Source organism: Bacillus sp. LBA3-1-1.1, assembly GCF_040676495.1.
GTDB lineage: Bacteria > Bacillota > Bacilli > Bacillales > Bacillaceae_G > Bacillus_A > Bacillus_A nitratireducens.
Genome location: NZ_JBEGIB010000012.1, coordinates 220,469 through 244,234, shown reverse-complemented (window position 1 = coordinate 244,234; position 23,766 = coordinate 220,469). Strand labels below are relative to the sequence as shown.

Here is a 23,766-nt window from a genome sequence, read left to right as displayed (position 1 = left end):
AATATAATTTAATAATTATTAAGGAGCATTTATTATGGAGAATATAGATATCGGTAAAAAAATTGAAAAACAAAGAAAAGAGAAAGGATTAACTAGTAAAGAATTAGCAAAGATGGCCGAAATCACACCATCCATGCTTAGTCAAATTGAACGTGGTTCTGCTAACCCTTCCATTCAAACGTTAAAGGTACTCGCAAAAGCTCTTGATGTTCCAACATTTAGTTTTTTACTTGAAGAAACAAATACAGATGATTTAATCGTGCGCTCTCATAAAAGAAAAAAAATGATTATCGATAATTTATCATATGAATTGTTATCACCTGATTTCACAGGAAATTTAGCAACAGCAATTATGACTATCCCACCGAATACTGCTTCATCAGAAAATGTTCTAGAACATAAAGGAGAAGAATTAGCATTTGTATTAGATGGAAAAATCACATTGCACTTAAATGAAGAAGAATACACATTAGAAACTGGTGATAGCGTAAAAATACCAGCTTATTTAAAACATAAATGGGTAAATCAATTCGAGAAAAATGCGATTGTTTTATTTTCTGTTACTCCACCGATTTTTTAATTCATATAATGATACAGAAATAGCCATGCATAGATGCTCTCCGTGCATGGCTACTTTTATTTTTTTGGTACGAACAAGATCCCTAAACTAATAACACAAAAACTGAGTATTTGCTGTATTGAAAGACCAAATAGAACTGAATTTTGTTCACTAATAAGTGAAATAATGATATGAGCAATTCCCTCGCAAATTAGAAAAAAGCTTATATTCTTTCCCTTTCCTAATCTTTCATTTTCAATCCATAACGAGCCAATTATACAGAGTGCGAGTATAATCTCATACATGAAAATAGGATGATACAAAAATTTTGATTCATATATTTTCATCCCCCACGGCAGTGTCGTTTGTGCACCTACTTCTTGATGGAATAGAAAATAAAAGATAATACTCACGCACAATCCAAAAGGCAATGTATCAAGTAAAATCCGAAGAGAAAATTGCTCTTTTTTACTTTTCCAAACCATATAAATACTAGCCATAATAAGACCTACTATAATATGCTGAATACTTCCTACAGCTAATAATGCTTGCATTGGCGCCCCAATGGCCCATACCGGATTTAAAATTGCCGGTGCGAATTTCCATACTAATACAATGATGAGAAAACCATTCGTTACTGCATCCATCATTTTTTCATATTGAATATTTTGCTTTTTCATCCTTAGTTTCATTAGAGTAAATCCAAATAGACTTCCTATTATAAGAGAAACTGGTTGTAACCTCACCATCCACTCCATCACTATGAAATCCCCTCTTAATTCTCAATTAATTTCTTAAACTTCTTTTCTAATTGATCTGGAGGTAATACACCTCGTGCTTGATCTACTATAATTCCATCTTTATTAACAAAAAATGTCGTTGGTAAAGAGAATACTTTATAATCTAATCCAGCTACTCCGTCCATATCTAATAGAACTGGAAATGTAAATCCGTGGCGATCTGCAAATGCACTCGCTTCTTGTACTGGATCCCCGATTGTTGCATTTACCGCAAAGATTTCAACATCCTTTTTATATTTATCATACAAACGAACTAAATCAGGAGCCTCCATTTCACATGGACCACACCACGATGCCCAAAAATTAATAACATATGGTTTTCCCTTTGCATCATTTAATGAATACAACTTCCCATCTAATCCTTTTAATGTTATGTTTGGTGCTTTAAATCCTACTTGTGGTAATACTTCTTTCTCTTGTAACTCCGCTTGTTTCGCTTTTCTTTCTTTTTCTTCTTTCTTTGTATTATAAAAGTTAACCCCTGTCCAAATTAGTGCCCCGGCCAGTATAATAGCAATTAGTTTCTTCACTTTTCTTCCTCCTCATTTCTAAAATCCTGTAAATCCACCAAATATACGAATAAAAAATGCTGTAATTTTCGTCATTTGATTTGTATATAATAAAACCCCTGTTAGTATCATCATTCCACCGCCAATTTTCATCATGACATTGGCATATGTAACAATCCATTTTACCTTTCCGATAAAAAATGCCATCACGAAAAACGGAACTGCAAATCCAAGTGTGTACGCTGTAATATACAGAAGCGCACTTTCAGGATTGGTCGCACCGAGCATAAGCACTGCAGAAAATATCGGTCCAACACACGGTGTCCATCCTGCTGCATATGTCATGCCGACCAAAATTGAGCGAATATACCCTGTCGATTTACTTCTATATTGTACTTTTTTCTCTGCCATAAGCCACTTAGGCTGAATCAATCCAGTCATAAATAGCCCCATCAAAATAATAAATATCCCACCAATTTGCTGAATCAGCCTTTGATTAGATGAAAAAGTAACCCCAATCCAGCTTACCGATAAACCTAACGCATAAAAAATAACCGAGAAACCAATCATAAAAAATACTGTATGTATAATCGCTGACTTTTGCATAATTCCACGATTTTCTTTTAAATCTTGAATAGACACACCTGTAATATATGATAAATAAGATGGATATAGCGGTAAAGAACATGGTGATATAAATGAAAGTATCCCAGCCCCTACTACTAGCCAAATTGTTAAATCCGCCGCATTCATTTTATCCCTCCTAAATACACTACAATGTGTAGTGTTAATTATTAAAAAAAGAGGCTATATGCACTCTCCGACAATAAGTACAATCGACATACAAAATAGCCCTAACGTTACATATACTGAATTTGTATGTAATGGCATATTCAGCTTAACAACTTTTTCATTCAACACTTGCTCAATTCTTAAATTAATTGCGGTTTTCGCAAACGACGCTGTAATACATTGATTTTCCATCGTCTTTATTTTAATTAATTTTAATAATGCACTACCTAGCTCAAAGGAAGATTTCATTTTTTGCATCGCATATTTATCTGCTGATAGCTCTTGATATACATGATAACGCTGCAGCATCCCTTTTAATATAGGAATATACATCATTCCTTCAGCTAACAAGGTAAAGAAAAATAACTTTAATGGATCTCGATTTTTTTGATGATATTCCTCATGTAATACAATCGCATCAATTTCTTCCTCAGAAAATACCTGAAACATTCCTTCTGAAATGACAATTTTCGGTCGAAATAATCCAATTGTAAATGCCGTAATCTGTAACGTTGATAATACGTACACTTGCTTTCCTTTTCTAGTAATGGACACGAGATTTCTTTTCAATTTTTTACTATAAAAAAATTGCTTCCAAATTCTTTTACTCATAATGATTACAGTAAATAACAGTAATCCGGCTATCATTATACGAAGTATTGATAGTTCCCTCATATGTTTTTGTAATTCAAATAAACAAAATTGCGAAAGGAAAAATACTTTATTTTGAAAAAGAAATGGGTATGTAACGTAGTATACTAACATGTTTAAAAAAAGCACACTAATAGTCACTGCTAACAAAACGATTTTACGCATTTGCCACTTCATTTTATCGGTCCTCTTTTTTTAGCTGACTTAATTTCTCTTCTAATTTTTTTATTAAAGATGGATCAGCTTGTTCTAACTCATCTATCATATGGTTCACAACAAGATCTCCAAATTCACCCATTAATTCCTGTGTCATTTTCTTCGTTTGATTAGATAAAAATTCTTCCTTCGTTTGTGTAGTACGATACATACCACTTCTTTTCACAATATGCTTTTCTAAATGTGCTTTCTCTACTAATCTGTTCATAACTGTCATTACAGTATTAAAATTCACCGGGGTTTCTTCACTTAATTTCTGTTGCACATCTTTAATGGTAATACCTTGAGTAGCCCAAACAATTTCCATTATTTTCGCTTCAAGCGGTCCGAAAAAGTGATTTAACCCTTGCTCATTTAATTTGTAGTTTTGAGTAAACATCGTATGGCTCCTTTCACACTACAGATTGTAGTATAAAATATATAGAAGGTCAAACATAAATGATATTAACTGATACTTAAATGAATCCTAATCTCTACTAATTAGTTAGCTGTACCGCGTTCGATTCATTGTAAACCTAACTTCTCACCAAATGTATCATAAAGATAATATTCTAATATTTGCACGCTAAATTTCTCATTACGCCCGAGTGCAAATAATTCCCGATCCTTAGCTACGATAGTATCTAATGGAATCACCACATTATCCACTATTTTTGCAATTTCAATTATATTACTTTCTACGTTTACTTCTGTTTTAAATTCAATATTTTCTAATACTATATGTGAACGTCTTCCTGATGCAAAAAAAGTAAAGTTAGGATTTTTAAAAATTCCAATTTCACTCTCTAACGGATATAAATATTTATAAATTATATCTCTGTGTCCATCTTTTATTATTTTTTCATCTTTTTCATCATCTAAATATTCTTTCACCTTCGCTGCGAACTCAAATCGAAAATCCACTCTTTCACGCTCCCTCTTTTCAGTTTACGCTAATAAATATATTAATATATTTTTACCATATTATGAAATAAATTCCTATAAAAAGGAAAAAACATTTTTGTAAGACTACTGGTATTCCCCGTACTTTTTAATATAAATACTCTTTCAATATTCATTAGTACGTCATTATATTCATTTAAACATATTGTTTCCATACTTTGAAACAATATTATCCAGTATTATATATCAATAAAGTGAAACTTTAATCAGTGGGGGTTTTGTTCATCCCCACTGATTATTAGTCTTCACCAATCGGGCGTTTACGGGCAGCCCGACTCCCACCTAACTGCTTTGCTCCAGTCGAATTTTGAGATGGGAGTCTTACTGCCCGCAAATAGCGGGATAAACTGCTTCTAATTCCTTTCTACCTACAGCTATCAATACCTCATGCTATTTCAATATATTGTTTGCTTTATTTCCCCTTATTCATTAAATCACAGAAGGAATGTAACTCCCCACTATCGAATTTTTACATAACAAATATTATTAGGTGGTGCTTTACTATGAAATTAGCTGTCATTGGTGGCGGTGATTTACAAGATCCAAATCACTTGCATATTAATGAACGACTTATAGAATTAACAAATAAACAATACCCAAAAGTATTATTCATTCCAACAGCTAGTCATGATGATGAAGGATATATAAAGTTATTTTTAGAAACATTTGAAAAGCAATTACATTGTGAGGTTCAAATTTTACGCATTTCAACCGAAACACCTACTAAATATGAAATAGATGAGATGATTTATTCTGCCGATTTCATTTATCTTGGCGGTGGAAATTACGTTCACATGCTTGAACAATGGAAAGAACATAAACTAGATGAAAAGTTACTATTTGCTTTAAAACGTGGAACACTTATTGCAGGATATAGTGCCGGCGCTATGTGCTGGTTTACATCTAGCATACGTTCAGATTATGAAGGTTCTGGTTATATAGAAAGTAGTGGCTGGAGTATTGTTAACAAAAGATTTTGCCCTCATTACAATCAATTAAATAGAATGAATGCCTTCCATACGTTTTTACAAACTCACCAAGGTAATATAGAGGGCATTGCATTAGAAGATAATTGCGCTTTATATATTACAGAAGGTTCATTTGAAATTATAGGTGCGCCAGATACAGCTTGGGAGTTTTATATGAATAATGGAAAACTCATTAGACAACATTTTGACATAACTTTAAAAAGTTATTTATAAGCATTCATCAAAAAAATGTCCCTAAGTATAATGACTTAGGGACATTTTCATCTTTTAACTCACTAATCGTGTAATTCGTTTCTTCTGCCATGAAAGCTTATAATATGCATACTGTAATATTAAGCTGACGATGAATGCAGCTGGATACCCAATCCATATCCCTTCTATTCCAAGGCTCGTATGGTAAGAAAGATAATACGCCACAGGTACTTCAACAAGCCAAATTGATACAACACTGATTACAGTTGGCCATAGTACAGTACCACTTGCTCGCATTGTCGCACTAATAATTTGTGCATGACCGAAAATTAAGTAGCTCCATAATGTAATCATGATTAGACTATGAGCAATGTCAATTGTATTTTGACTTGTTAAAAATAGTGCTAAAATATCTCTTGAGAACAAGTAAATAAGAGATATTAATACACCACCAATGATATAATTCATAATAATTCCGGCCTTAACAACTTTCTGCAATCGATCAAATTGGTTCGCACCAATTGATTGCGCTGCAAAAATTGATACGGTAATACCGAGGCTAACCGCTGGCATTTGTACATAACTTGCAACTTGGTTCACAACACCATACGCCGCTGTTGCATCTGATCCATAGCGATTCACAAATGCAATTACTGCAATTTCTGATAATGAAACTAATATCATATTAATACTCGCTGGAATACCAAGTCGTAACAATAACTTTAATAACTCCCAGTCCATACGAAGATATTTTCTTACTGTCCCGTCTAATTGTAGTGGATGATTTTTCTTCTTTAAATACACTAGCATGACAATAAACGTAATAACTGTAGATATAACTGAAGCATAGGCTGCCCCGTAAACATCTAATTTCGGAGCTCCTAACCAACCAAAAATAAGAATTGGTAATAAGATCATATTTAGCGCTGTACTTACGATTAAAAAGTAAAATGGCGTTTTAGAATCTCCTGTACCTCTCATAAATGTTGTGTATGCAAAATATAAAAATAATATTGGCATAGATATAAATAAAATTCTTGCGTAATGCACACTTATTTCAATAATATTTTCTGGTGTTCCCATAAGACGCATAATATCCATCGCAAAAATACTTCCTATTATCGCCAACACGACTCCGATAATAAAAGTAAACGTAAGCGTCGTACCAACGATAGCTTTTAAGCGCTCTTCATTTTTAGCACCAAATGCCTGACCAATTAAAATTGAACTACCAGAACCAATTCCAATTACAAATGAAACGAGCAGGAAAAATAACGGGAAGAATGCCGATATAGCTGCTAGATCATTTACGCCAAGCCACCTTCCTACTACTACCATTCCAAATAACTGTCCAACTGACTGTAATACATTACTTAAAAGTAACGGCACTAAAAACATGGACATCGATTTCCAAATCGGTTTACTCTCACTTTCTAACTTATGTGACTCCGCACCTTCTTTATTGTTATCTGTAGGTGGTTTCAAATTTCATTTCTCCTTTTATTAAAAATCTGTTTTGCAACTTCTATCTCTTTGTATAGTTGTTATAACGATGTGCTTCTATTCATCTTCTTTTCCGTATTATTATAACTTCACCCAATATTGGCTTCCATCAGCTGTTCTATCTAAAAAACCATATTCGATTAAATATCTTCTCAAAGTTACAAAATCCGGATATATATTTTCTAAAACTGTATTTACTTCTTTTTCAGTATACTTTTTGTTACTATCGAATTTCTTCACTAAATGACGTAATATAATTAATTTACGCTTTTGCTTTTTCGGAAATTTAGAAAGCGGTCCATCCAAACCTTCTGTAAAATGTGCTGTTAGAACTTCAGCATTTTCTTCCTCTGTAATATTGTATCGATCATCCACCATCGTAGCTGTTCTATGAATCGGTACAAATTTAGTTTGAACTTTTGATTTTTCTTCTGACAATTCCATTAACGCTAAAAATACTTTCGCTTGCTTCATTTTCTCGCGCAATGTAAATCGATGATTGCGAATTGTCGACGTACTCCCGCCATCCATTTCTTTTACAATCTCTTTATCATTAAGTCCCATATGGAAAAACTGCACCATCTTCTTTTGCAACTCAGTTAAACCCGTAAACTTCTTATCAAGATTTAATAAATATTCAAACATAGATGTATGCTCATTTTGAATATGCAACTGTATAAACTTCTCTGCTTCATACAAAACTTGATTTTCTTGATAAATAACCCCTTTTATAAACGTTTCTCCGCAAGCTAAACAAATATATTCTTCTGCTACCTCGTCAAACACATACCCTTTCTTTAATTCCTCTACCGATGCATCCCAAAACTTCTCTGAAATATCACTCATACTAAACACTCCTTTAAAAGGTTTACTTAAAAACAAACAAATTACAATAACGTTTATTATCACTACATCATCTTACCATATCAAAAGTAAACATTTCAATGTTTCGTTTACCTATTTTATAAACTTTAATTAAAACATCTATTTATACGTTATAAAAAGGACTTATCACAACAAACAGCGAATGTGTTTTTAGAAACCACTTATTATTAGGATGTGAAATAAAATATGGTTACTTTAAAAGATCCTTGGTTTACGATAAAACAAATCCTACAGATTTAGTTCAATCTCTAGACAAAATCACAACTTTCTTGCCCATTGAACAAATTTACGGTTCACATCATACTCTTGGTCTTTCACCTACTATATTGAATGAAGTAAAATACGCTATTCAATATTTAAGTGATAACAACCTCGTTCAACATGGAACCGGCATTCACTCATTCCAAAACTTCAGTATTCAATTTTAACTACAAAAAAGGTGTTTCCACATATAGAAACACCCTTTTTACCCTTTATATATTTTATAAATAACTTCTACTAAAACTTTACTCGCTTGTACAAATACATGTTTTCGCTTTCCATCCTCAACGAATCTATTTGAGCAGCCATTCATAATCATCATACAACTAATTATGACTAGCACTACACTTCTATTCTTGTTAGTCACTTTATGCCACTCCACTACTAAAAACTTCATTTGAATTTATCCTATCAAAAAATTTTACACGAATAATAAACCGAAAGAATATGCAATTCTGCATATCCTTTCGGTTTATTACGATGTTGTGATTTAATTTAGTTAAAGAACACGTATAACGAGGTGACTAACTTGAAGTTTAAAGCGAAAAAAAATCCATTTCACGTCATTTTTATTACATTATTTATAATTATTTTTTTCATTTCGCTATTCTTCCAAAACGAAAATTCTATTTTTTTCACTCTTATGATGCTGTTAAATATCGTGAATCTCTCTTCATTCTATTTCTCTCACTACAACATAACGGAATCTTCTCTTATTGTAAAACACGGTTTCATATTACGTACTGAAATTCCATTTGAAGATATTCGTCACATTAAATACTCTGGCAAAACACTCCGTTCAGAAAAATGGACTAGGCAGCAATTAGAAATTGATTATAATTTATTTGACTCAGTGACAACTTTCGTACCACAAGAAGAAGAAAGATTCATTTCACTTTTAAAAGAGAACTGCCCACATATGAAAGTAATGAATACGTCTGCTAACAAATAATATCTTTTGGAGCTTGCAGTAGTACAAGTGGCGGAAACATAAAAATGAATATCAAAAAAGCCAAGATTCTAAACTAAGAATCTTGGCTTCTTCTATTACTCTTTCGGAGCAATCATTTTTTTCGGATCTACAATTTCATCAAATTGCTCTTCTGTTAGCAGTCCAGATTGCAGCGCTGCTTCTTTTAACGTTAAGCCCTCTTTATGAGCATGCTTAGCAATTTTCGCTGCATTTTCATATCCGATATGCGGGTTTAATGCTGTAACAAGCATTAATGAACGATTCACATTCTCTTTAATTACTTCTTCATCTGCTTCAATACCAACTGCACAATTATCATTAAATGAAACAACTGCATCTGCTAATAAGTGAGCGGATTGTAAGAAGTTATATGCAATAACTGGTTTAAATACGTTTAGCTCAAAGTTACCTTGGCTCGCAGCGAATCCGATTGTTGCGTCATTTCCCATAACTTGCGCTACAACCATTGTTAATGCTTCACTTTGCGTTGGATTTACTTTACCTGGCATAATAGAGCTTCCTGGCTCATTTGCAGGAATAATAATTTCCCCAAGACCGCTACGTGGACCACTTGCAAGCCAGCGTACATCGTTAGCAATCTTCATTAAATCAGCAGCTAATGCTTTTAATGCTCCATGTGCAAATACAACTTCATCATGACTCGTTAACGCATGGAACTTATTTGGTGCAGAAATAAATTGCTTACCTGTAAATTGACTAATTTCCTCTGCTACCATATCACCAAATTTAGGATGAGCATTAATACCAGTTCCAACCGCAGTACCACCAATTGCTAATTCTTTCATATATGTATTACTATCTGCAATCATACGCTCTGTTTTTTCAAGCATACGGTGCCATCCGCTAATTTCTTGTCCTAACGTTAATGGTGTTGCATCTTGTAAATGCGTACGACCGATTTTAATAATATGTTCAAATGCAGTCACTTTTTCTGCTAAAGTTTCTTTTAATTTCGTAATTGCCGGTAATACGTGATTTTCTACTGCAATTACACATGCTACATGAAGCGCTGTTGGAAATGTATCATTTGAACTTTGAGACATGTTCACATCATCATTCGGATGAATATGTACGTCAGATCCCTTATCTTTCAAAATTTGATTCCCTCGATTTGCAATTACTTCATTCACATTCATGTTTGACTGTGTACCGCTACCCGTTTGCCATACGACAAGCGGAAAATGTTCATTCCATTTCCCTGCAATCACTTCGTCAGCTGCTGCCACAATTGCTTCTGCTTTTTCTTCTGATAGCTTTCCTAATTTTTGATTGCTAAGCGCTGCACTTTTCTTTAAAATGGCAAATGCTTTTACAATTTCAAGCGGCATTTGCTCTGTTCCAATCGGGAAGTTTTCTTTACTACGCTGCGTTTGCGCTGCCCATAATTTATCAGCTGGAACTTTTATTTCTCCTAATGTATCTCTTTCAATTCTGTACTCCATTTTTTCATCCCCTTGAAAATAAAATACCTACATCTCTTATATTAACAGACTTTCAATCAAATGATAAGGATTCTCACTCACATATACAAATATTCAATGTTTTTTTTGAAAATTCCTCTTGACCTAAACTTAAGTTTAGGCTGTATCCTTTCCATTGTAACCTACTATAACACTACTGGAGGAATTCAAAATGAAAAAATATGCTTTCATAACAGGTGCGAATAAAGGGATCGGATATGAATTGGTTCGTCAATTAGCAGAAAAAGACTATCACGTATTTTTAGGTGCTCGTAATAAACAACTTGGACAACAAGCCGTAGAATCTTTAAATGTTTCAAACGTTTCCTATATTCAAGTAGACATTTCTAGTGCTCAATCCATTCAAGAAGCAATCAAAAAAATCCATGAAACGACTGACCACTTAGATTTATTAATCAATAATGCAGGCATAGCACTCGACTTCCATACGCTACCTAGTGAATTAAATATTGAAACTTTACGCCAAGGATTTGAAGTTAACTTTTTTGGAACATTCCAAATGGTGCAAGCCTTTTTACCATTATTAAAGAAATCAAACAACAGTAAAATTATAAATGTAACAACTGACATGGCCTCACTAACAATGTTTGCTAGCGGTGAAACACACCCAATTAATACATTAGGATATAATTCTTCAAAAACAGCTATTAATGCTCTAACATTAGCATTTAGCAAAGAATTTGGTACTAACGGTCCAGCAATTTTCGGAGTAACTCCTGGTTTTACAACTACTGACCTAAATGGAAATTCCCCAGGTGGCCATACGACCAATGAAAGTGCTAAAATTATTATTAAATATGCATTAAGTGAAACAAACTATAATGGTAAAATACTAAATAAAGACGGCATTATACCTTGGTAATAAAGGGGTGAATGATATGTATTATACAATTGGGCAAGTCGCCAAATTGCACCACTTAACTATTTCTCAAATACGTTATTACGATAAACAAGGACTGTTCCCTTTTCTTAAAAGAAATGAAAAAGGAGATCGAGTTTTTGATGAAGAAGCACTGAAATATTTAGAGATGATTTTATGTTTAAAACACACCGGTATGCCAATTCAAAAAATAAAACAATTTATCGACTGGTCTATGGCGGGAGAATCCACCATCCTTCAACGGTTGGAATTAATGAAACAACAGGAGACCAACGTCTTACAGCTCATTCAAGACACTGAAAAAAACTTAAAAAAGATACAACAAAAAATTGCTAAATATGAGGACGAAATAACTTCTTCAACTCCTATTATAAAATAAAAAATCACCTTCTACATATTGTAGAAGGTGATTTTTTATTTTATGATGCTTGTTTTCCTTTATCTGCATCATCTACATACCAAATGAACTTGCCTGTATATCCGTAAATAACGGCTAAAATTAACGATACAAAGCTTAACCACATAAACGGAACGTATGAGAACGTTGCTACACCTAAAATACCAGCCATAAAAATACCATTATCCGACCACGGAACCATACCAGAAGTTAACGTTCCACCTACTTCTGAGTTACGCGCTAATACACGGCGGTCTATTTTTAATTTATCATAGCTATCTTCCATAATTTTCGGTGTTAAAATAAGTGATACGTACATCGCACAACCAAATATATTAGCTAAGAATGCCACGATTAATGTAGACAATGTTACATTACCTGCAGAATTTAATTTCTTCTCAAATTTTGATACGATTACTTTTAAAACACCTAGCTTTTCAAGTAGTCCACCAAAACCTAACCCGAAAATAATAACGGCTACTGAACCAAGCATACCGTTAATTCCACCACGGTTTAATAACTTATCAACAAACTCGACACCAGATTGAATTGAGAATCCATTATATGCTGTTCCAATTGCCTCTCCAAAGTGCATTCCTTGGAAAAGAGTTGCCCAAATTGCACCTATTAAAGCTCCCATAGCAATTGTTGGCATAGATGGTTTCTTCATCGCCAATAGCACAATAACGATTACAGCTGGAACAAGCATCCATATTTTAATATCAAAGTGCTTTAATAAAGATTCTTTTAAAAACTCTACTCTATTTAGATCTACATTATCCCCGCCATACATCCATCCAGCAACAGTAAACATAATGCTGGTAATAATATAAGCCGGAACATCTAATACGAGCATAGCTCGAACGTGAGCAATAACATCTACTTTTGCCATAGACGCTGCAAGAACTGTGCTATCAGAAAGTGGTGATAATTTGTCGCCGAAATAAGCTCCTGAAAGAACTGCACCAGCAACAAGCGGAAGTGGTAAGCCAAGTCCTTCACCAATCGCCATCATAGCAATACCTGCTGTTCCAACTGTTCCCCATGATGTTCCTGTCGCGATAGAAGTTATCGAACAAATAATTAATGTTGCTAATAGGAATATGCTAGGGTGAATAAACTCTAATCCATAATAGATTAATGTTGGTACAACGCCACCAGCAATCCAAGTTCCAATTAAAGCACCTACTGCAACTAAAATCAGTATTGCTTCCAATCCGTTAGAAATCCCTTTCGTAATTGCATCTTGCAATTCTTGATAACGAAATCCTAATCTTAATCCAAGCGCAATTACTAAAAACCATGAAATAAATAGCGCTAATTGAATTGGGAGATCAAAAATCGTTTGGAAGGAAAAGACAACAGCAAGAAATAGTAATAAAAGAACTATGATTTCTAGCATCGATGGTAATCTTACACTTTTCATTTTTTTCTCTCCTTACAAGTCGATAACATGACGTATGTCGTCTTACATGTATGTAATATACAATTAGCGAAGACAAAACAAAATTTTCATATTATTTCGATTTATTTTTCCAGTATAATATATGGACACCTTTTCTATTGTAAAAGTAGATGTTACTTTTCGCAATGGAAAATATAAAAAATGTTACATTTTTATTTAGATAGAACAATTCAAGAATAACTTTTTTAATATTTGCCACAACAAAACTTTTTACTATTATCCTCACCTTTTAAGGAGTACCATTTTTCCCCACATAAAAAAGCACACATCATTAAAATGATGCATGCTCCACTTTTATTTATACATATTTTGTATTTCTTCTTTATTTTTAAGTATTTCCACAAACTTATCGCTACAACCTTTCGGAAATAACACTCCGAGCCCATATGAATGCTCAAACTGAAAATGAGGATACTTCGCTTTAACTTCATCCCAAAACTTATACACGCCGAAGTCTCCAGTTTTAACTTCAATATCATGAAATAAAACGATACCGTTATCCGCAAGTTTCGGTAACCATGTTTTATAATCATGAGAAACTGCTTCGCACGTATGATAACCATCAATATGCAACACATTTATCGTTCCATCTTGAAACTGATCCACTGCCTCGTCAAAAGTAGAACGAATTAAATTACCTATATTAGGATAACTCGTATTTACTACTTTATTTACTATTTGAAAAACACCTTCCCCATATGGACCTGTATGCTCATCTCCCGTCCAAGTATCTACAGCAAAACATTTTGTATTTAATCCTCCATCTTTTGCCCCTTGACAAAAACTGAAAAAGGAAGCCCCTAAATGTGTACCTAACTCAACTAATACTTCTGGCTTTTCAAACCTTACTAAATCATATGCGAAATCTAAATGCCCAACCCACGCCGTATTCGCCCGAATAAAATGACTATAATTATCAAATTCAAATGTTGGTTTATGAGTAACCCAGCTCATCACATATCTCCTTCTACATATATTTTTAGCAAATCAAATTACTCTTATCTTTATTTTTTTATCCTCTTGATTATGATTCAATCTTATAATTTTAACTTGCTTTATTTAACCTACTTCCTTGTATTGTAGACCTAACTACACCTTATACAATTTCCACTTAAGGAAATCAGAAATTTTAGTTTATAAATCCCCCATTTCGTGATATATTGCATATTGTATACAATATATTTTTGGGGAAGGAGGACTACATACCTTATGGATCCAAATCGATTAAAAGGAATTATAATGGTCATAATCGGCGCTTGTTTATGGGGGTTGTCAGGAACAGCAGCGCAACAACTTTTTCAATCCGAAAAAGTTTCTACTGAATGGTTAGTTACCATTCGTCTGCTTATATCCGGCGTCATCTTGCTCATTATTTCATCATTCGGAACGAGCAGAAAAGAGATATTCGGCATCTGGAAACAAAAATCTGATGCTTATAAAATGATTTTGTTTGGCCTATTCGGTATGCTTGCTGTACAGTATACGTATTTCGCTTCCATTAAAGAGGGAAACGCTGCCGTTGCAACATTATTACAATATTTAGCTCCTATATTTATTACTGTATATTTACTTTTCAAATGGAACGTTCGTCCATCAAAAATTGATTTTATTTCAATTACCCTTTCATTAGTAGGGACTTTTCTATTACTAACAAACGGGTCTGTTCATAACTTGGCTGTTTCTACACCAGCTATCGTTTGGGGCATTTTATCTGGATTATCTCTCGCATTTTATAGCTTATATTCAAAGGAATTGTTAGAAAGATGGTCTTCATCCGTTATCGTTGGATGGGGCATGATTATTGGGGGAGTAGGCGTAACGATTTTACACTTTATTTCCACAAACGAATTCATTTTATTATCAACTATGAAATATGTAAAACTAAGTACCCTTCCGCTCATTGCCTTTGTAGTTATTTTCGGAACACTTATCGCATTTTATTTATATTTAGACAGCATAAGATACCTTACTCCAAAAGAAACAACATTATTTGGTTGCACAGAACCGCTTGCAGCTATTATATCTTCTGTCGTTATATTGCACGTACCATTTCAATCTTTTCAAATATTAGGTGCTTTTTGTGTCATCATAATGGTGCTCATATTAAGCCAAAAACCAGATGAAGGACAATCGAAGCTAAAACTCATTAATGAAAAAAGACACAATATACAATGAAAGGATTGAATTCATTATGCCTGTCCCTCAAAACTATAAAAAAACCGGAAGAATTTCCGCAAAGTCACTCGTTTTAAATCAACTACAAGATTGGATTATAGAAGGTGTTTTACAACCTGATGAAAAAATTAATGACGGGGAATTGGCGGAAGCACTAGGAGTAAGCAGAACACCAGTTAGAGAAGCTTTACAAATTTTAGAGCTTTCTGGGTTAGTCGAAATGATTCCCGGCCAAAAAACGAAAATTACTCCTATTAAATTTGAAGATGTATCTATCATTTATGAGACAATGGCTGGTCTTCACTCAATTATTGGAAAGCAAGCACTTCAAAACATTACAGACTCTGATATTAAACTACTCTCCGAGATAAATGATGATTTCCAACAATCTATAGAGGAAAAAAACTCAAAACGAGCTTTAGAACTAGATATACAATTTCACAATACAATTACGTCTATTGCTAAAAATCGATATATTGAACCTTTTCTAGAAAATATGCAGCTTCACGTTTTACGTCTTGAATATTTATTTTTCCAAAACTTTGTTCCTGCGAGTCAATCTATTAAAGAACATCACTCTATCATTCAAGCTCTTCAAAAGCAAAATGAACAACAAATGGAACAAATGATGTCTCAAAACTGGCTCCGTCCTATGAAAGAGATACAAAAAATGATTTCTATGAAATAATAATAGAGCTGGTTACACAAAAACGTAACCAGCTCATCTTTTATTAATCTATATAGCTATGCCTGAATATCTGCATAATCTTCCATGTCTTCGTACTCTTTTTCTAATTCCTCTAAAGACAGCTCGTATAATTGTCGGTCGCGAATCTTAAACACACCTGCTCCAATTAACTCATCAATTAAATGCCTCTTACGATTTTCAACAGCAAAACGGAGTTGACTACTCATCTTTTAAAAAACTCCTTTCTACGATCATTGAAAATGATAATCTTTATCAATTACCACTTTTGATTATAAAAGATGATTCTTAATAAGTAAAGTAATCTTATGAAATATTTACCTTACAAAGTATTTGTGGCCACATTATATATATGTATGCTGCGCGAAAAATGTTATGACACTTTTTCTTATCCTTTTTCTTTCATACTTTGCAAGTTGTCTCACTATGATTAAATTCACCGTCTATTTCTACTTGAATAGTGACATGTTCTACATGAAACTTCTCCTTTAATACATCCGTAGCCTCTTTTAATACACTTTGCGTTTCATTACCTTTAATAATCAAATGGCAAGTTAATACTTGAAAATCAGATGTGACAGACCATATGTGCAAATCATGTACTTCCTTTACAACCGTAATATTTAATAATGTACTTTTTACCTCTTCAACATTTATGTGCTGCGGTGCACCTTCCATTAATATATGGACCGTATCACGTGTTACACGCCATCCACTAATAATGACTAAAATAGACACAAGAATACTAGCAATCGCATCTGCAACAGTCCATCCGAAAAATTTAATACATAGCGCAGCAATAATCGCTCCGACTGATCCTAATAGATCGCCTAATACGTGTAAGAAAGCACTTCTTAAATTCAAATTCCCCTTCACATCTCCGCCTCTCATTAATATCCAAGCTGATAAAATATTAATAAGCAGACCAAGTACAGCAATAATGAGCATCCCATTACTAGCAATCTCAACTGGTTCTTTAAAACGGCGAATTGCTTCAATAAAAATGTATACTGAAATGACAATAAGAACGACACCGTTACATAATGCCGCTAACATTTCGACTCGTTTATACCCGTATGTTTTCGCAGTTGTTGCTGTTTTTTCTCCAAGCTTGAACGCAAGTAAACTTAGCGCTAAGGATACTGCATCACTTAACATATGCCCCGCGTCAGATAATAGTGCTAAGCTATTTGTTACAAATCCCCCAATAACTTCAGCAATCATAAAGCTTGTTGTTAATAAGAAGGCAATTAATAACGCTTTTTTATTTTTTGAATGACCGTGATCATGTGAGTGTCCCATACAAATGCTCCTTTAAGTGCACTATCTGTATGTTAGTATGAAACACATTCCCTATCTTTATCCCCCATTAACGCCCGATAGTGAATGCTACTAATCCGTAGAAGATGAACAATACCCTACTGATTAAAGTTTCACTTTATCCCGCTTCCTCTGTATACACACTTCGCTTTTTTTCAAACAAGTCCTTTTTCTCAACAAAAAATAAGACTACTTCTTTTTCAGCTTCATATTGTTTACTAATGAAAGAAATTTGAAGGAGGTTATTGAATTGAAACGACTATTTCTCTGTATGGAACGTGAACTTATTGTTGTAAAAGAACGATATGGTAACTATGAAACCGCATATCACTTACAAAATATGCAACCTACTTGTATCGCAGTTGATCCATTCCAAAAGAATCGTGTATATTGTGGCACATTTGGACGAGGTTTATGGCTAAGTGACGATGGCGGAGATTCGTGGAAACCAATTGGAGATTCATATCGTTACTTTGATTTCCCGAAAGAAGATGGGATTTTACACTCTTCGATCACTTCCATTACGATAAGCCCTAATGAACAAGTTAACGGATATGGCGTCGTTTATGTAGGAACAGAACCTAGTGCTTTATTCCGTTCAGAAAATGGTGGTGAAACGTGGACTGAACTTAAAAATATGAAATCATTATTATCTTCTTATACGTGGGCTTTCCCGCCTAGACCTTTTACCCATCACGTACGCTGGATTACAGTTGATCCAAACAACCCAAATACAATCCATGTTTCAATTGAAGCTGGTGCTGTTATTCAAAGTAATGATAGAGGGCATACATGGATTGATAAAAAGTTCGGTGCTCCTATCGATGTGCATCAATTACTCATGCACCCTGAAGCTCCAAATCGCCTTTATGCATCATGTGGTGATGGATTTATGGGCGGACCTGATCGCGCATACCTTGAAAGTTATAACAGTGGAAACAGCTGGATTTCATGTAGTGACGGACTTGAGCATCATTATTTATACAGCATGGCTATCGATCCGGCTGATTGCGATACAATTCTCGTTTCTGCCGCACCAAGTGCCGATCTCGCTCATCACCGTATTCCTTATGAATCTTATATTTATCGAAAAACGAAAGATACTCCGTTCAAGCAAGTACAACAAGGTCTACCATCTGCAATTGGTACAGTCATTTCGATGTTTGCTACAAATCCAGCCGAACCACATACGTTTTACACTTTAAATAACAATGGCATCTTTCAATCCACTGATAGCGGTGAAATGTGGGAACAACTAAACATTACATGGAAAGATGAGTATAAAACGCAGCATCCACATGCATTGCTCGTTACTAGTTCTTAACAAAAAGAGACTGTCTTCATTTAAGGCAGTCTCTTTATTTATTTCTTTAAATCAATGACAATATCATCTAACACTATATCTTTACTCTTCGCTTCTTTTTTCGGCACTTCTATTTTCTTCTCTTTCCCATTCACATACTCCACTCCACCATGATTTTCAGGTGTATGAACTTGCAAATGCACATGAGGTGTAACGATAAGCTTTGTTGCATTTTCGTTTAACTTTTGGAATGTAGCACTCCATCGAATATTGTAAGGATCGTTGCCACTTCCTCCATTTCCTTCACCCGAATAATCATTCCCTAAATCATCCTTAACCGTCAATTCAACATCTACACTATCCCATTCTTTCCTCGCACCCTTAGAAACTTCTTGATTGTAATAAAGAATAAATGAAACCGGCGACATTGCGACCTTTTCCATATTTGCCTTTATACCTTCTTTTTCCGAACTTCCACCAATTGTTCTCTCTTTACTATCCATTGATTTTACAGTTAACGCGAAATTCCAATTACCTTGTATTGATTTTTTCCTATCTGGCATCTCTATTCCCTCTATATTCCATCTAAAATTTACTTTGTCCTTTTTATTACTATCATGGTGCGTCGTTGTTACCATACCTACATACTTTTTTTCAGTAACTTTAGTCATTTTCCCACTTCCTGAACTACCATGAGCGTCCATTATATCCAATCTGCCTAATATAATAGGATCATCCCCTAAGTCTTGCTCACTTTCCAGTGAATACGTTATAGATAATGTTCTGCCATCAAAAATTACATCATTAATTGTAACCTTAACCCCATTACTCTCTCTCGTCATATTCAATTCAGTCGAAAACTCTTTATAATTTTCATATAATCCTGTTCTACCGTTATCTAAAAAGCGGAATATGTCACCTACAATTGGCAATCCCCCGGCATATGTAGGAAATCCGATACCGAGTGTTGCAACTGAGAGTCCTACTAAAATAGATGCAGCAGCGACACCTTTTTTCCAAGTTTTCATCTTTTTCTTCGTACGTATCGATTGTTTTACATTACGCTTCACTTTTTCTTTTTCAATTTCAGAAGCCTCAATTTCCTCAAGTTCTTTTTCATCTGTATCAATATCATTTAATAGTTCATAAATGTCTTTCATATTGCACTACCTCCAAAACTAATATTCGTAGCATTTTGTTGTAGTTTCTTTTTTCCACGGTACACTCGATTATCGATCGCCGCCCTGGTTAATCCTAACTTGTCTCCTATTTCCTCTGTCTTCATACCGAGGAGATATTTCATAATGAATACTTTTTGATCTAACGGTTCTAATTGATTAATAAGCTTCAATAATTCTTCCCTATCTTCCATAAGAATTAATTCGTCTTCTGCCGATTTTTCCGTACTTATATGAAACTCATCTGAAATGATTTCTACTTTTTTAGTCGCTTTCCGGTAATAATCAATTGCCCTAAACTTTGCAATCGCTGCAATCCATTTTTTAAAATCACTCGGCTCTCCATGAAACTTATTTGCGTTATTCCAAATGGACAGAAAAATATCATTTATGCATTCCTCTATGAGACCATCATTTTGAACTGGAAGAAGAACTTTATGCGTTATCCCCTTTATGAGTGGTAAGTATGTATCGACAACAAATTCTAGCGCATCTTCTTTTTGCCGCTGTAATCTTTTTATAAAATTTTTCTCATTTGATTTCATGTAGCGAGTCCCCTTATTTTTTTGTAAAAGCTTTTACACCCTATATAACGTTTTGGAAATTTTTTCCTCTCATCTTTTTTTATTTTTTGTATGTAATGGGATACTTTTCCTTAGCCATTGTCTCATATAAATATAAGCTTGAAGAAAATTTTCTCAAGTCTGTAATTCAATTAGTGTAGTACACTATTTATGCAAACACTCTTTAACCTGGTGTACATTTCATTTAATTAATCTACTTTTATAATTTTAAATTAGGAGATGAGATATGTATGTGTGGAATTACAGGTTGGGTAGCTTGGAAAAAGGACCTTTCAAATCAACATGTTATTTTAGAAAAGATGGCAAATAGTATTGGGCATCGTGGACCTGATGCTGAAGGATTTTGGTTTTCACCTCGTGCGGCCTTTGCACACCGGCGTTTAATTGTTATTGATCCAGAAGGCGGGACACAGCCGAAGACATTTCGTGCTGGTGATTATACGTATGCTCTTACTTATAATGGAGAAATTTATAATTTCCGTGAGCTGAGAGAACAACTTCGAAAATGTGGTCATGCATTTGAAACGCATTCAGATACAGAAGTATTACTACATGCTTATTTAGAATGGAAAGAAGATTGCGTACAACATTTAAACGGAATTTTCGCTTTCGCCTTATGGGATGATCAGAAGCAACAATTATTTTTAGCACGAGATCATTTAGGGGTAAAGCCACTCTTTTATACAGAAAGAAATGACAGTATTATTTTCGGATCTGAAATAAAAGCATTATTAGCTCATCCATCTGTTCCTGCTGAAATTGATGCGGACGGCATAAATGAAATATTTGGATTAGGCTTATTTCGAACTCCAGGATGTGGCGTCTTTAAACATATTCAAGAAGTTCGTGCTGGACATTCTATAACATTCACACGTGATAAAAAAGTAGTTCAAAAGTATTGGAATTTAGAAAGTAAGATTCATACAGATTCTACTGAAGATACATCATCACATATTTTATCTATTTTACAAGATACAGTAAAAAGACAATTAATTGCCGATGTTCCTCTCGTCTGTATGTTATCAGGCGGATTAGACTCTAGCGGTATTACTGCACTAGCGGGTAAAGAATTTGCAGCGGAAAATAAAACACTTCATACGTATTCCGTTGATTTTGTAAATAGCGCAAAAGATTTCGAGCTGACATTTGCACGTACTGGTTTAGATGCTCCTTGGGTAAAACGCGTTTCTGAACATGTAGGGACATCGCACCATGATATTATTGTGAATGCTGAAGAGTTAGCAAATCACTTATTCGTTCCCCTTCACGCGAAAGATTTACCGAGTGCTGGCGAAATGGAAACTTCACTATATTTACTATTTTGCGAAATGAAGAAAGATGCAACCGTAGCTTTATCTGGAGAATCTGCTGATGAAGTATTCGGGGGATATCCTTGGTTTCATCAAGAAGAACTATTATATGTAGATAAGTTTCCGTGGTTAACAAACTGGAAAAACACATCTTCTCTATTATTAAGCGAAGTAACAAATCAATGTAATCCTGAGCATTATATTAATAAACGATTCCATGAGGCTGCTCTTGAAGTACCTACTCTTGAAGGGGAAAGTAAAAAATCCGCGAAACAACGTCAAATGTTTTATTTATTTTTAACGAGATTCCTTCCGTTCTTACTCGACCGTAAAGACCGTATGAGTATGGCTGTAGGATTTGAAGTTCGTGTACCATTTTGCGATTATAGATTAGTTGAATATTTATGGAATGTTCCTTTCAATATAAAAAGCATTGATAATATTGAAAAAGGCATTTTACGTAGAGCACTGAAACCAGCTTTACCTGATGACGTACGAAATAGAAGAAAAAGTGCTTATCCAACTTCACAAGATCCACATTATTTACAAACAATCCGTCATTTATCACTCGACATGTGCAGTAATAAAAACAATCCTATTTTCTCACTTATTAATCATTCCACATTACTTGCTATTGTCGATCAAAGTAATAAAGAAATTAACAATTTTGAAGCAAGAAGTGCTATGGAGTATATGCTACAAGTAAATGAATGGTTAAAAACGTATCATATTCATATTGCTTAACAAAAAAGAGTTCAAGGACAAAAAAACTTGAACTCTCTTTCATTTATTAATTGGCACATTGTCTATTTTCAGTATCGATGGACCATCCAATAATAGTGGCACAATCTCTACCTTTCCACTGAAGTACATTTGTTAATACAGGCTCAATCTGTAAACAAGTTCCGTCGTGTAATATTTCTACTAAAGATTGATCATCATCAAACTTTAGTTTATCACACTCTAAAATACCATCCGTTGCCATTACAATGTGATTCTGACCTTTTTCTAATCCCCTTACCCCTGATGTAAAACAAGGTGTATTCGCTGCAAAAACATTTTTTCTTCCTATATATTCATAGTTCTTACGCTTATTTAGCCTACCTTTTCCATTTTTCGTTTGCTCTGAATGGAATAAATACGCGAAGCAATCACCAACTGATAGCCAATATAAGAACTCGCCTTTTCGTAAACAAATTAAACATGCAAGTTCCTCATCATCTTGGTCACATTTCTCAATAAAGAGCTCATCTGTAAATAACGCTAATAAATACATATGTGTATGATGAAAAGCTAAATGGATTGGGTATGAAAATAACTCTTTTAGTTTTTCTTCTCTTTCTGAAATCGCTTCTATTATATAATGTATATTTTTCGTTTTATGATGTGTATCAAAAATCATAACAAATTCAAATTCTAATTTCGGATCCCACCAAGCTAGCACTGCATCTCCTCTTTCATATGCATCACTCTCTTGATTTCCTCCATATACGCCGACTGAAAGAGGACCACATTTTTCAACATGTATTTGATCTACATACATCTTTTCATGACTAATCCATTTAAATGTATTCACAGCTATCATCCTCTCTCTTGCTAAATGTATACCTTTACACATAGATTACCTTATATTTCAATAAAAATAAACTTTTTCAACATTTATTATGAAAATAA

The 23,766-nt window shown here is 34.0% G+C and carries 26 protein-coding genes and 1 pseudogene; 10 read left to right on the top strand and 17 right to left on the bottom strand.

Annotation, left to right across the window (positions count from 1 at the left end; translation table 11 throughout):
* The first annotated feature begins 34 nt into the window (after positions 1–34).
* The gene (locus MRBLBA3_RS12260) at positions 35–580 is read left to right on the top strand and encodes a helix-turn-helix domain-containing protein (protein ID WP_000427648.1); all 546 of its coding nucleotides are present in this window, start codon (positions 35–37) and stop codon (positions 578–580) included.
* 56 nt (positions 581–636) lie between these two features.
* On the opposite strand, the gene MRBLBA3_RS12255 is transcribed toward MRBLBA3_RS12260, so the two are convergent.
* The 6 genes from MRBLBA3_RS12255 to MRBLBA3_RS12230 form a co-directional block, all read right to left on the bottom strand.
* The gene (locus tag MRBLBA3_RS12255) at positions 637–1,317 is read right to left on the bottom strand and encodes a prolipoprotein diacylglyceryl transferase family protein (RefSeq protein WP_363381667.1); all 681 of its coding nucleotides are present in this window, start codon (positions 1,315–1,317) and stop codon (positions 637–639) included.
* A 17-nt stretch (positions 1,318–1,334) separates the two neighbouring features.
* Complete coding sequence (locus tag MRBLBA3_RS12250) at positions 1,335–1,889, bottom strand: TlpA family protein disulfide reductase (protein WP_000733171.1); 555 nt, start codon at positions 1,887–1,889, stop codon at positions 1,335–1,337.
* An 18-nt stretch (positions 1,890–1,907) separates the two neighbouring features.
* Positions 1,908–2,621 carry a cytochrome c-type biogenesis protein CcdA gene (ccdA, locus tag MRBLBA3_RS12245; RefSeq protein ID WP_363381439.1) on the bottom strand — a complete coding sequence of 238 codons (714 nt, stop codon included), beginning with the start codon at positions 2,619–2,621 and terminating at the stop codon, positions 1,908–1,910.
* Between the two features lie 54 nt (positions 2,622–2,675).
* A complete protein-coding gene (locus MRBLBA3_RS12240) occupies positions 2,676–3,488 on the bottom strand; it encodes a M56 family metallopeptidase (protein ID WP_363381437.1) in 813 nt (270 codons plus the stop codon).
* A gap of 1 nt (position 3,489) precedes the next feature.
* Positions 3,490–3,906, bottom strand: coding sequence for a BlaI/MecI/CopY family transcriptional regulator (locus MRBLBA3_RS12235; protein ID WP_000495057.1), 417 nt, complete (start codon positions 3,904–3,906; stop codon positions 3,490–3,492).
* Between the two features lie 125 nt (positions 3,907–4,031).
* Positions 4,032–4,430, bottom strand: coding sequence for a DUF3942 family protein (locus MRBLBA3_RS12230; RefSeq protein ID WP_000347523.1), 399 nt, complete (start codon positions 4,428–4,430; stop codon positions 4,032–4,034).
* 542 nt (positions 4,431–4,972) lie between these two features.
* On the opposite strand from MRBLBA3_RS12230, the gene MRBLBA3_RS12225 reads away from it, so the two are divergent.
* A complete protein-coding gene (locus tag MRBLBA3_RS12225; RefSeq protein ID WP_000762106.1) occupies positions 4,973–5,671 on the top strand; it encodes a peptidase E in 699 nt (232 codons plus the stop codon).
* Between the two features lie 54 nt (positions 5,672–5,725).
* Here MRBLBA3_RS12225 and MRBLBA3_RS12220 read toward each other — a convergent pair whose 3' ends face one another.
* On the bottom strand, positions 5,726–7,135 hold the full coding sequence (locus tag MRBLBA3_RS12220) for an MATE family efflux transporter (protein ID WP_212090036.1): 1,410 nt from the start codon (positions 7,133–7,135) through the stop codon (positions 5,726–5,728).
* Positions 7,136–7,234: 99 nt separating this feature from the next.
* Complete coding sequence (locus MRBLBA3_RS12215) at positions 7,235–7,999, bottom strand: DUF2087 domain-containing protein (protein WP_001280295.1); 765 nt, start codon at positions 7,997–7,999, stop codon at positions 7,235–7,237.
* Between the two features lie 251 nt (positions 8,000–8,250).
* Between MRBLBA3_RS12215 and MRBLBA3_RS12210 the strand changes: the two are divergent.
* Positions 8,251–8,466, top strand: a pseudogene (locus MRBLBA3_RS12210) (MBL fold metallo-hydrolase); the annotation flags it as partial.
* A 38-nt stretch (positions 8,467–8,504) separates the two neighbouring features.
* Here MRBLBA3_RS12210 and MRBLBA3_RS12205 read toward each other — a convergent pair.
* On the bottom strand, positions 8,505–8,696 hold the full coding sequence (locus MRBLBA3_RS12205; protein ID WP_363381434.1) for a hypothetical protein: 192 nt from the start codon (positions 8,694–8,696) through the stop codon (positions 8,505–8,507).
* 132 nt (positions 8,697–8,828) lie between these two features.
* Here MRBLBA3_RS12205 and MRBLBA3_RS12200 point away from each other — a divergent pair, with 132 nt between their 5' ends.
* Positions 8,829–9,251, top strand: a complete 423-nt coding sequence (locus MRBLBA3_RS12200; protein WP_000669064.1) for a PH domain-containing protein — start codon at positions 8,829–8,831, stop codon at positions 9,249–9,251.
* Between the two features lie 95 nt (positions 9,252–9,346).
* Here the strand turns inward: MRBLBA3_RS12200 and fumC are convergent, their stop codons facing one another.
* The gene (fumC, locus tag MRBLBA3_RS12195) at positions 9,347–10,735 is read right to left on the bottom strand and encodes a class II fumarate hydratase (RefSeq protein ID WP_016129093.1); all 1,389 of its coding nucleotides are present in this window, start codon (positions 10,733–10,735) and stop codon (positions 9,347–9,349) included.
* 190 nt (positions 10,736–10,925) lie between these two features.
* Between fumC and MRBLBA3_RS12190 the strand changes: the two genes are divergently transcribed.
* Positions 10,926–11,636: an SDR family NAD(P)-dependent oxidoreductase gene (locus tag MRBLBA3_RS12190; protein ID WP_363381431.1), complete on the top strand. Its 711-nt coding sequence runs from the start codon at positions 10,926–10,928 to the stop codon at positions 11,634–11,636.
* Positions 11,637–11,643: 7 nt separating this feature from the next.
* Positions 11,644–12,033, top strand: a complete 390-nt coding sequence (locus MRBLBA3_RS12185; protein WP_363381429.1) for a MerR family transcriptional regulator — start codon at positions 11,644–11,646, stop codon at positions 12,031–12,033.
* 40 nt (positions 12,034–12,073) lie between these two features.
* Here MRBLBA3_RS12185 and nhaC read toward each other — a convergent pair whose 3' ends face one another.
* Positions 12,074–13,477 (bottom strand): Na+/H+ antiporter NhaC, encoded by a 1,404-nt coding sequence (gene nhaC, locus MRBLBA3_RS12180; RefSeq protein WP_098323485.1) that lies wholly within the window; start codon positions 13,475–13,477, stop codon positions 12,074–12,076.
* 333 nt (positions 13,478–13,810) lie between these two features.
* Positions 13,811–14,470 carry a class I SAM-dependent methyltransferase gene (locus MRBLBA3_RS12175; protein ID WP_363381426.1) on the bottom strand — a complete coding sequence of 220 codons (660 nt, stop codon included), beginning with the start codon at positions 14,468–14,470 and terminating at the stop codon, positions 13,811–13,813.
* A 255-nt stretch (positions 14,471–14,725) separates the two neighbouring features.
* On the opposite strand from MRBLBA3_RS12175, the gene MRBLBA3_RS12170 reads away from it, so the two are divergent.
* Positions 14,726–15,691, top strand: coding sequence for a DMT family transporter (locus tag MRBLBA3_RS12170; protein ID WP_363381424.1), 966 nt, complete (start codon positions 14,726–14,728; stop codon positions 15,689–15,691).
* A gap of 16 nt (positions 15,692–15,707) precedes the next feature.
* Positions 15,708–16,379 carry a GntR family transcriptional regulator gene (locus MRBLBA3_RS12165; protein WP_002094656.1) on the top strand — a complete coding sequence of 224 codons (672 nt, stop codon included), beginning with the start codon at positions 15,708–15,710 and terminating at the stop codon, positions 16,377–16,379.
* A gap of 56 nt (positions 16,380–16,435) precedes the next feature.
* Here the strand turns inward: MRBLBA3_RS12165 and fbpA are convergent, their stop codons facing one another.
* Both fbpA and MRBLBA3_RS12155 read right to left on the bottom strand, forming a co-directional pair.
* Entirely contained in the window at positions 16,436–16,606 is a 171-nt protein-coding gene (gene fbpA, locus MRBLBA3_RS12160) for a Fur-regulated basic protein FbpA (protein WP_000098301.1), read from the bottom strand.
* 193 nt (positions 16,607–16,799) lie between these two features.
* Positions 16,800–17,699: a cation diffusion facilitator family transporter gene (locus tag MRBLBA3_RS12155; RefSeq protein ID WP_098588899.1), complete on the bottom strand. Its 900-nt coding sequence runs from the start codon at positions 17,697–17,699 to the stop codon at positions 16,800–16,802.
* 268 nt (positions 17,700–17,967) lie between these two features.
* On the opposite strand from MRBLBA3_RS12155, the gene MRBLBA3_RS12150 reads away from it, so the two are divergent.
* Complete coding sequence (locus tag MRBLBA3_RS12150) at positions 17,968–19,041, top strand: WD40/YVTN/BNR-like repeat-containing protein (protein WP_363381421.1); 1,074 nt, start codon at positions 17,968–17,970, stop codon at positions 19,039–19,041.
* Between the two features lie 38 nt (positions 19,042–19,079).
* Here MRBLBA3_RS12150 and MRBLBA3_RS12145 read toward each other — a convergent pair whose 3' ends face one another.
* Together MRBLBA3_RS12145 and MRBLBA3_RS12140 are read right to left on the bottom strand one after the other, a co-directional pair.
* The gene (locus MRBLBA3_RS12145; protein ID WP_363381419.1) at positions 19,080–20,180 is read right to left on the bottom strand and encodes a DUF4179 domain-containing protein; all 1,101 of its coding nucleotides are present in this window, start codon (positions 20,178–20,180) and stop codon (positions 19,080–19,082) included.
* Entirely contained in the window at positions 20,177–20,743 is a 567-nt protein-coding gene (locus MRBLBA3_RS12140; protein WP_363381417.1) for a sigma-70 family RNA polymerase sigma factor, read from the bottom strand. The genes MRBLBA3_RS12145 and MRBLBA3_RS12140 overlap by 4 nt, the downstream gene beginning before the upstream one ends.
* A gap of 269 nt (positions 20,744–21,012) precedes the next feature.
* Here MRBLBA3_RS12140 and asnB point away from each other — a divergent pair, with 269 nt between their 5' ends.
* The gene (gene asnB / locus MRBLBA3_RS12135; protein WP_363381415.1) at positions 21,013–22,836 is read left to right on the top strand and encodes an asparagine synthase (glutamine-hydrolyzing); all 1,824 of its coding nucleotides are present in this window, start codon (positions 21,013–21,015) and stop codon (positions 22,834–22,836) included.
* A gap of 46 nt (positions 22,837–22,882) precedes the next feature.
* Here asnB and MRBLBA3_RS12130 read toward each other — a convergent pair whose 3' ends face one another.
* Positions 22,883–23,710: a protein phosphatase 2C domain-containing protein gene (locus MRBLBA3_RS12130; RefSeq protein WP_363381413.1), complete on the bottom strand. Its 828-nt coding sequence runs from the start codon at positions 23,708–23,710 to the stop codon at positions 22,883–22,885.
* Positions 23,711–23,766 lie beyond the last annotated feature (56 nt).

Bases quoted from the DNA above. Each gene is read 5' to 3' on its own strand.
- MRBLBA3_RS12260 (WP_000427648.1), top strand. From the start codon at position 35: ATGGAGAATATAGATATCGGTAAAAAAATTGAAAAACAAAGAAAAGAG.
- MRBLBA3_RS12255 (WP_363381667.1), bottom strand. From the start codon at position 1,317: ATGGAGTGGATGGTGAGGTTACAACCAGTTTCTCTTATAATAGGAAGT.
- ccdA (WP_363381439.1), bottom strand. From the start codon at position 2,621: ATGAATGCGGCGGATTTAACAATTTGGCTAGTAGTAGGGGCTGGGATA.
- MRBLBA3_RS12240 (WP_363381437.1), bottom strand. From the start codon at position 3,488: ATGAAGTGGCAAATGCGTAAAATCGTTTTGTTAGCAGTGACTATTAGT.
- MRBLBA3_RS12235 (WP_000495057.1), bottom strand. From the start codon at position 3,906: ATGTTTACTCAAAACTACAAATTAAATGAGCAAGGGTTAAATCACTTT.
- MRBLBA3_RS12225 (WP_000762106.1), top strand. From the start codon at position 4,973: ATGAAATTAGCTGTCATTGGTGGCGGTGATTTACAAGATCCAAATCAC.
- MRBLBA3_RS12215 (WP_001280295.1), bottom strand. From the start codon at position 7,999: ATGAGTGATATTTCAGAGAAGTTTTGGGATGCATCGGTAGAGGAATTA.
- MRBLBA3_RS12205 (WP_363381434.1), bottom strand. From the start codon at position 8,696: ATGAAGTTTTTAGTAGTGGAGTGGCATAAAGTGACTAACAAGAATAGA.
- fumC (WP_016129093.1), bottom strand. From the start codon at position 10,735: ATGGAGTACAGAATTGAAAGAGATACATTAGGAGAAATAAAAGTTCCA.
- MRBLBA3_RS12190 (WP_363381431.1), top strand. From the start codon at position 10,926: ATGAAAAAATATGCTTTCATAACAGGTGCGAATAAAGGGATCGGATAT.
- nhaC (WP_098323485.1), bottom strand. From the start codon at position 13,477: ATGAAAAGTGTAAGATTACCATCGATGCTAGAAATCATAGTTCTTTTA.
- MRBLBA3_RS12175 (WP_363381426.1), bottom strand. From the start codon at position 14,470: ATGAGCTGGGTTACTCATAAACCAACATTTGAATTTGATAATTATAGT.
- MRBLBA3_RS12170 (WP_363381424.1), top strand. From the start codon at position 14,726: ATGGATCCAAATCGATTAAAAGGAATTATAATGGTCATAATCGGCGCT.
- MRBLBA3_RS12165 (WP_002094656.1), top strand. From the start codon at position 15,708: ATGCCTGTCCCTCAAAACTATAAAAAAACCGGAAGAATTTCCGCAAAG.
- fbpA (WP_000098301.1), bottom strand. From the start codon at position 16,606: ATGAGTAGTCAACTCCGTTTTGCTGTTGAAAATCGTAAGAGGCATTTA.
- MRBLBA3_RS12155 (WP_098588899.1), bottom strand. From the start codon at position 17,699: ATGGGACACTCACATGATCACGGTCATTCAAAAAATAAAAAAGCGTTA.
- MRBLBA3_RS12145 (WP_363381419.1), bottom strand. From the start codon at position 20,180: ATGAAAGACATTTATGAACTATTAAATGATATTGATACAGATGAAAAA.
- MRBLBA3_RS12140 (WP_363381417.1), bottom strand. From the start codon at position 20,743: ATGAAATCAAATGAGAAAAATTTTATAAAAAGATTACAGCGGCAAAAA.
- asnB (WP_363381415.1), top strand. From the start codon at position 21,013: ATGTGTGGAATTACAGGTTGGGTAGCTTGGAAAAAGGACCTTTCAAAT.
- MRBLBA3_RS12130 (WP_363381413.1), bottom strand. From the start codon at position 23,710: ATGTGTAAAGGTATACATTTAGCAAGAGAGAGGATGATAGCTGTGAAT.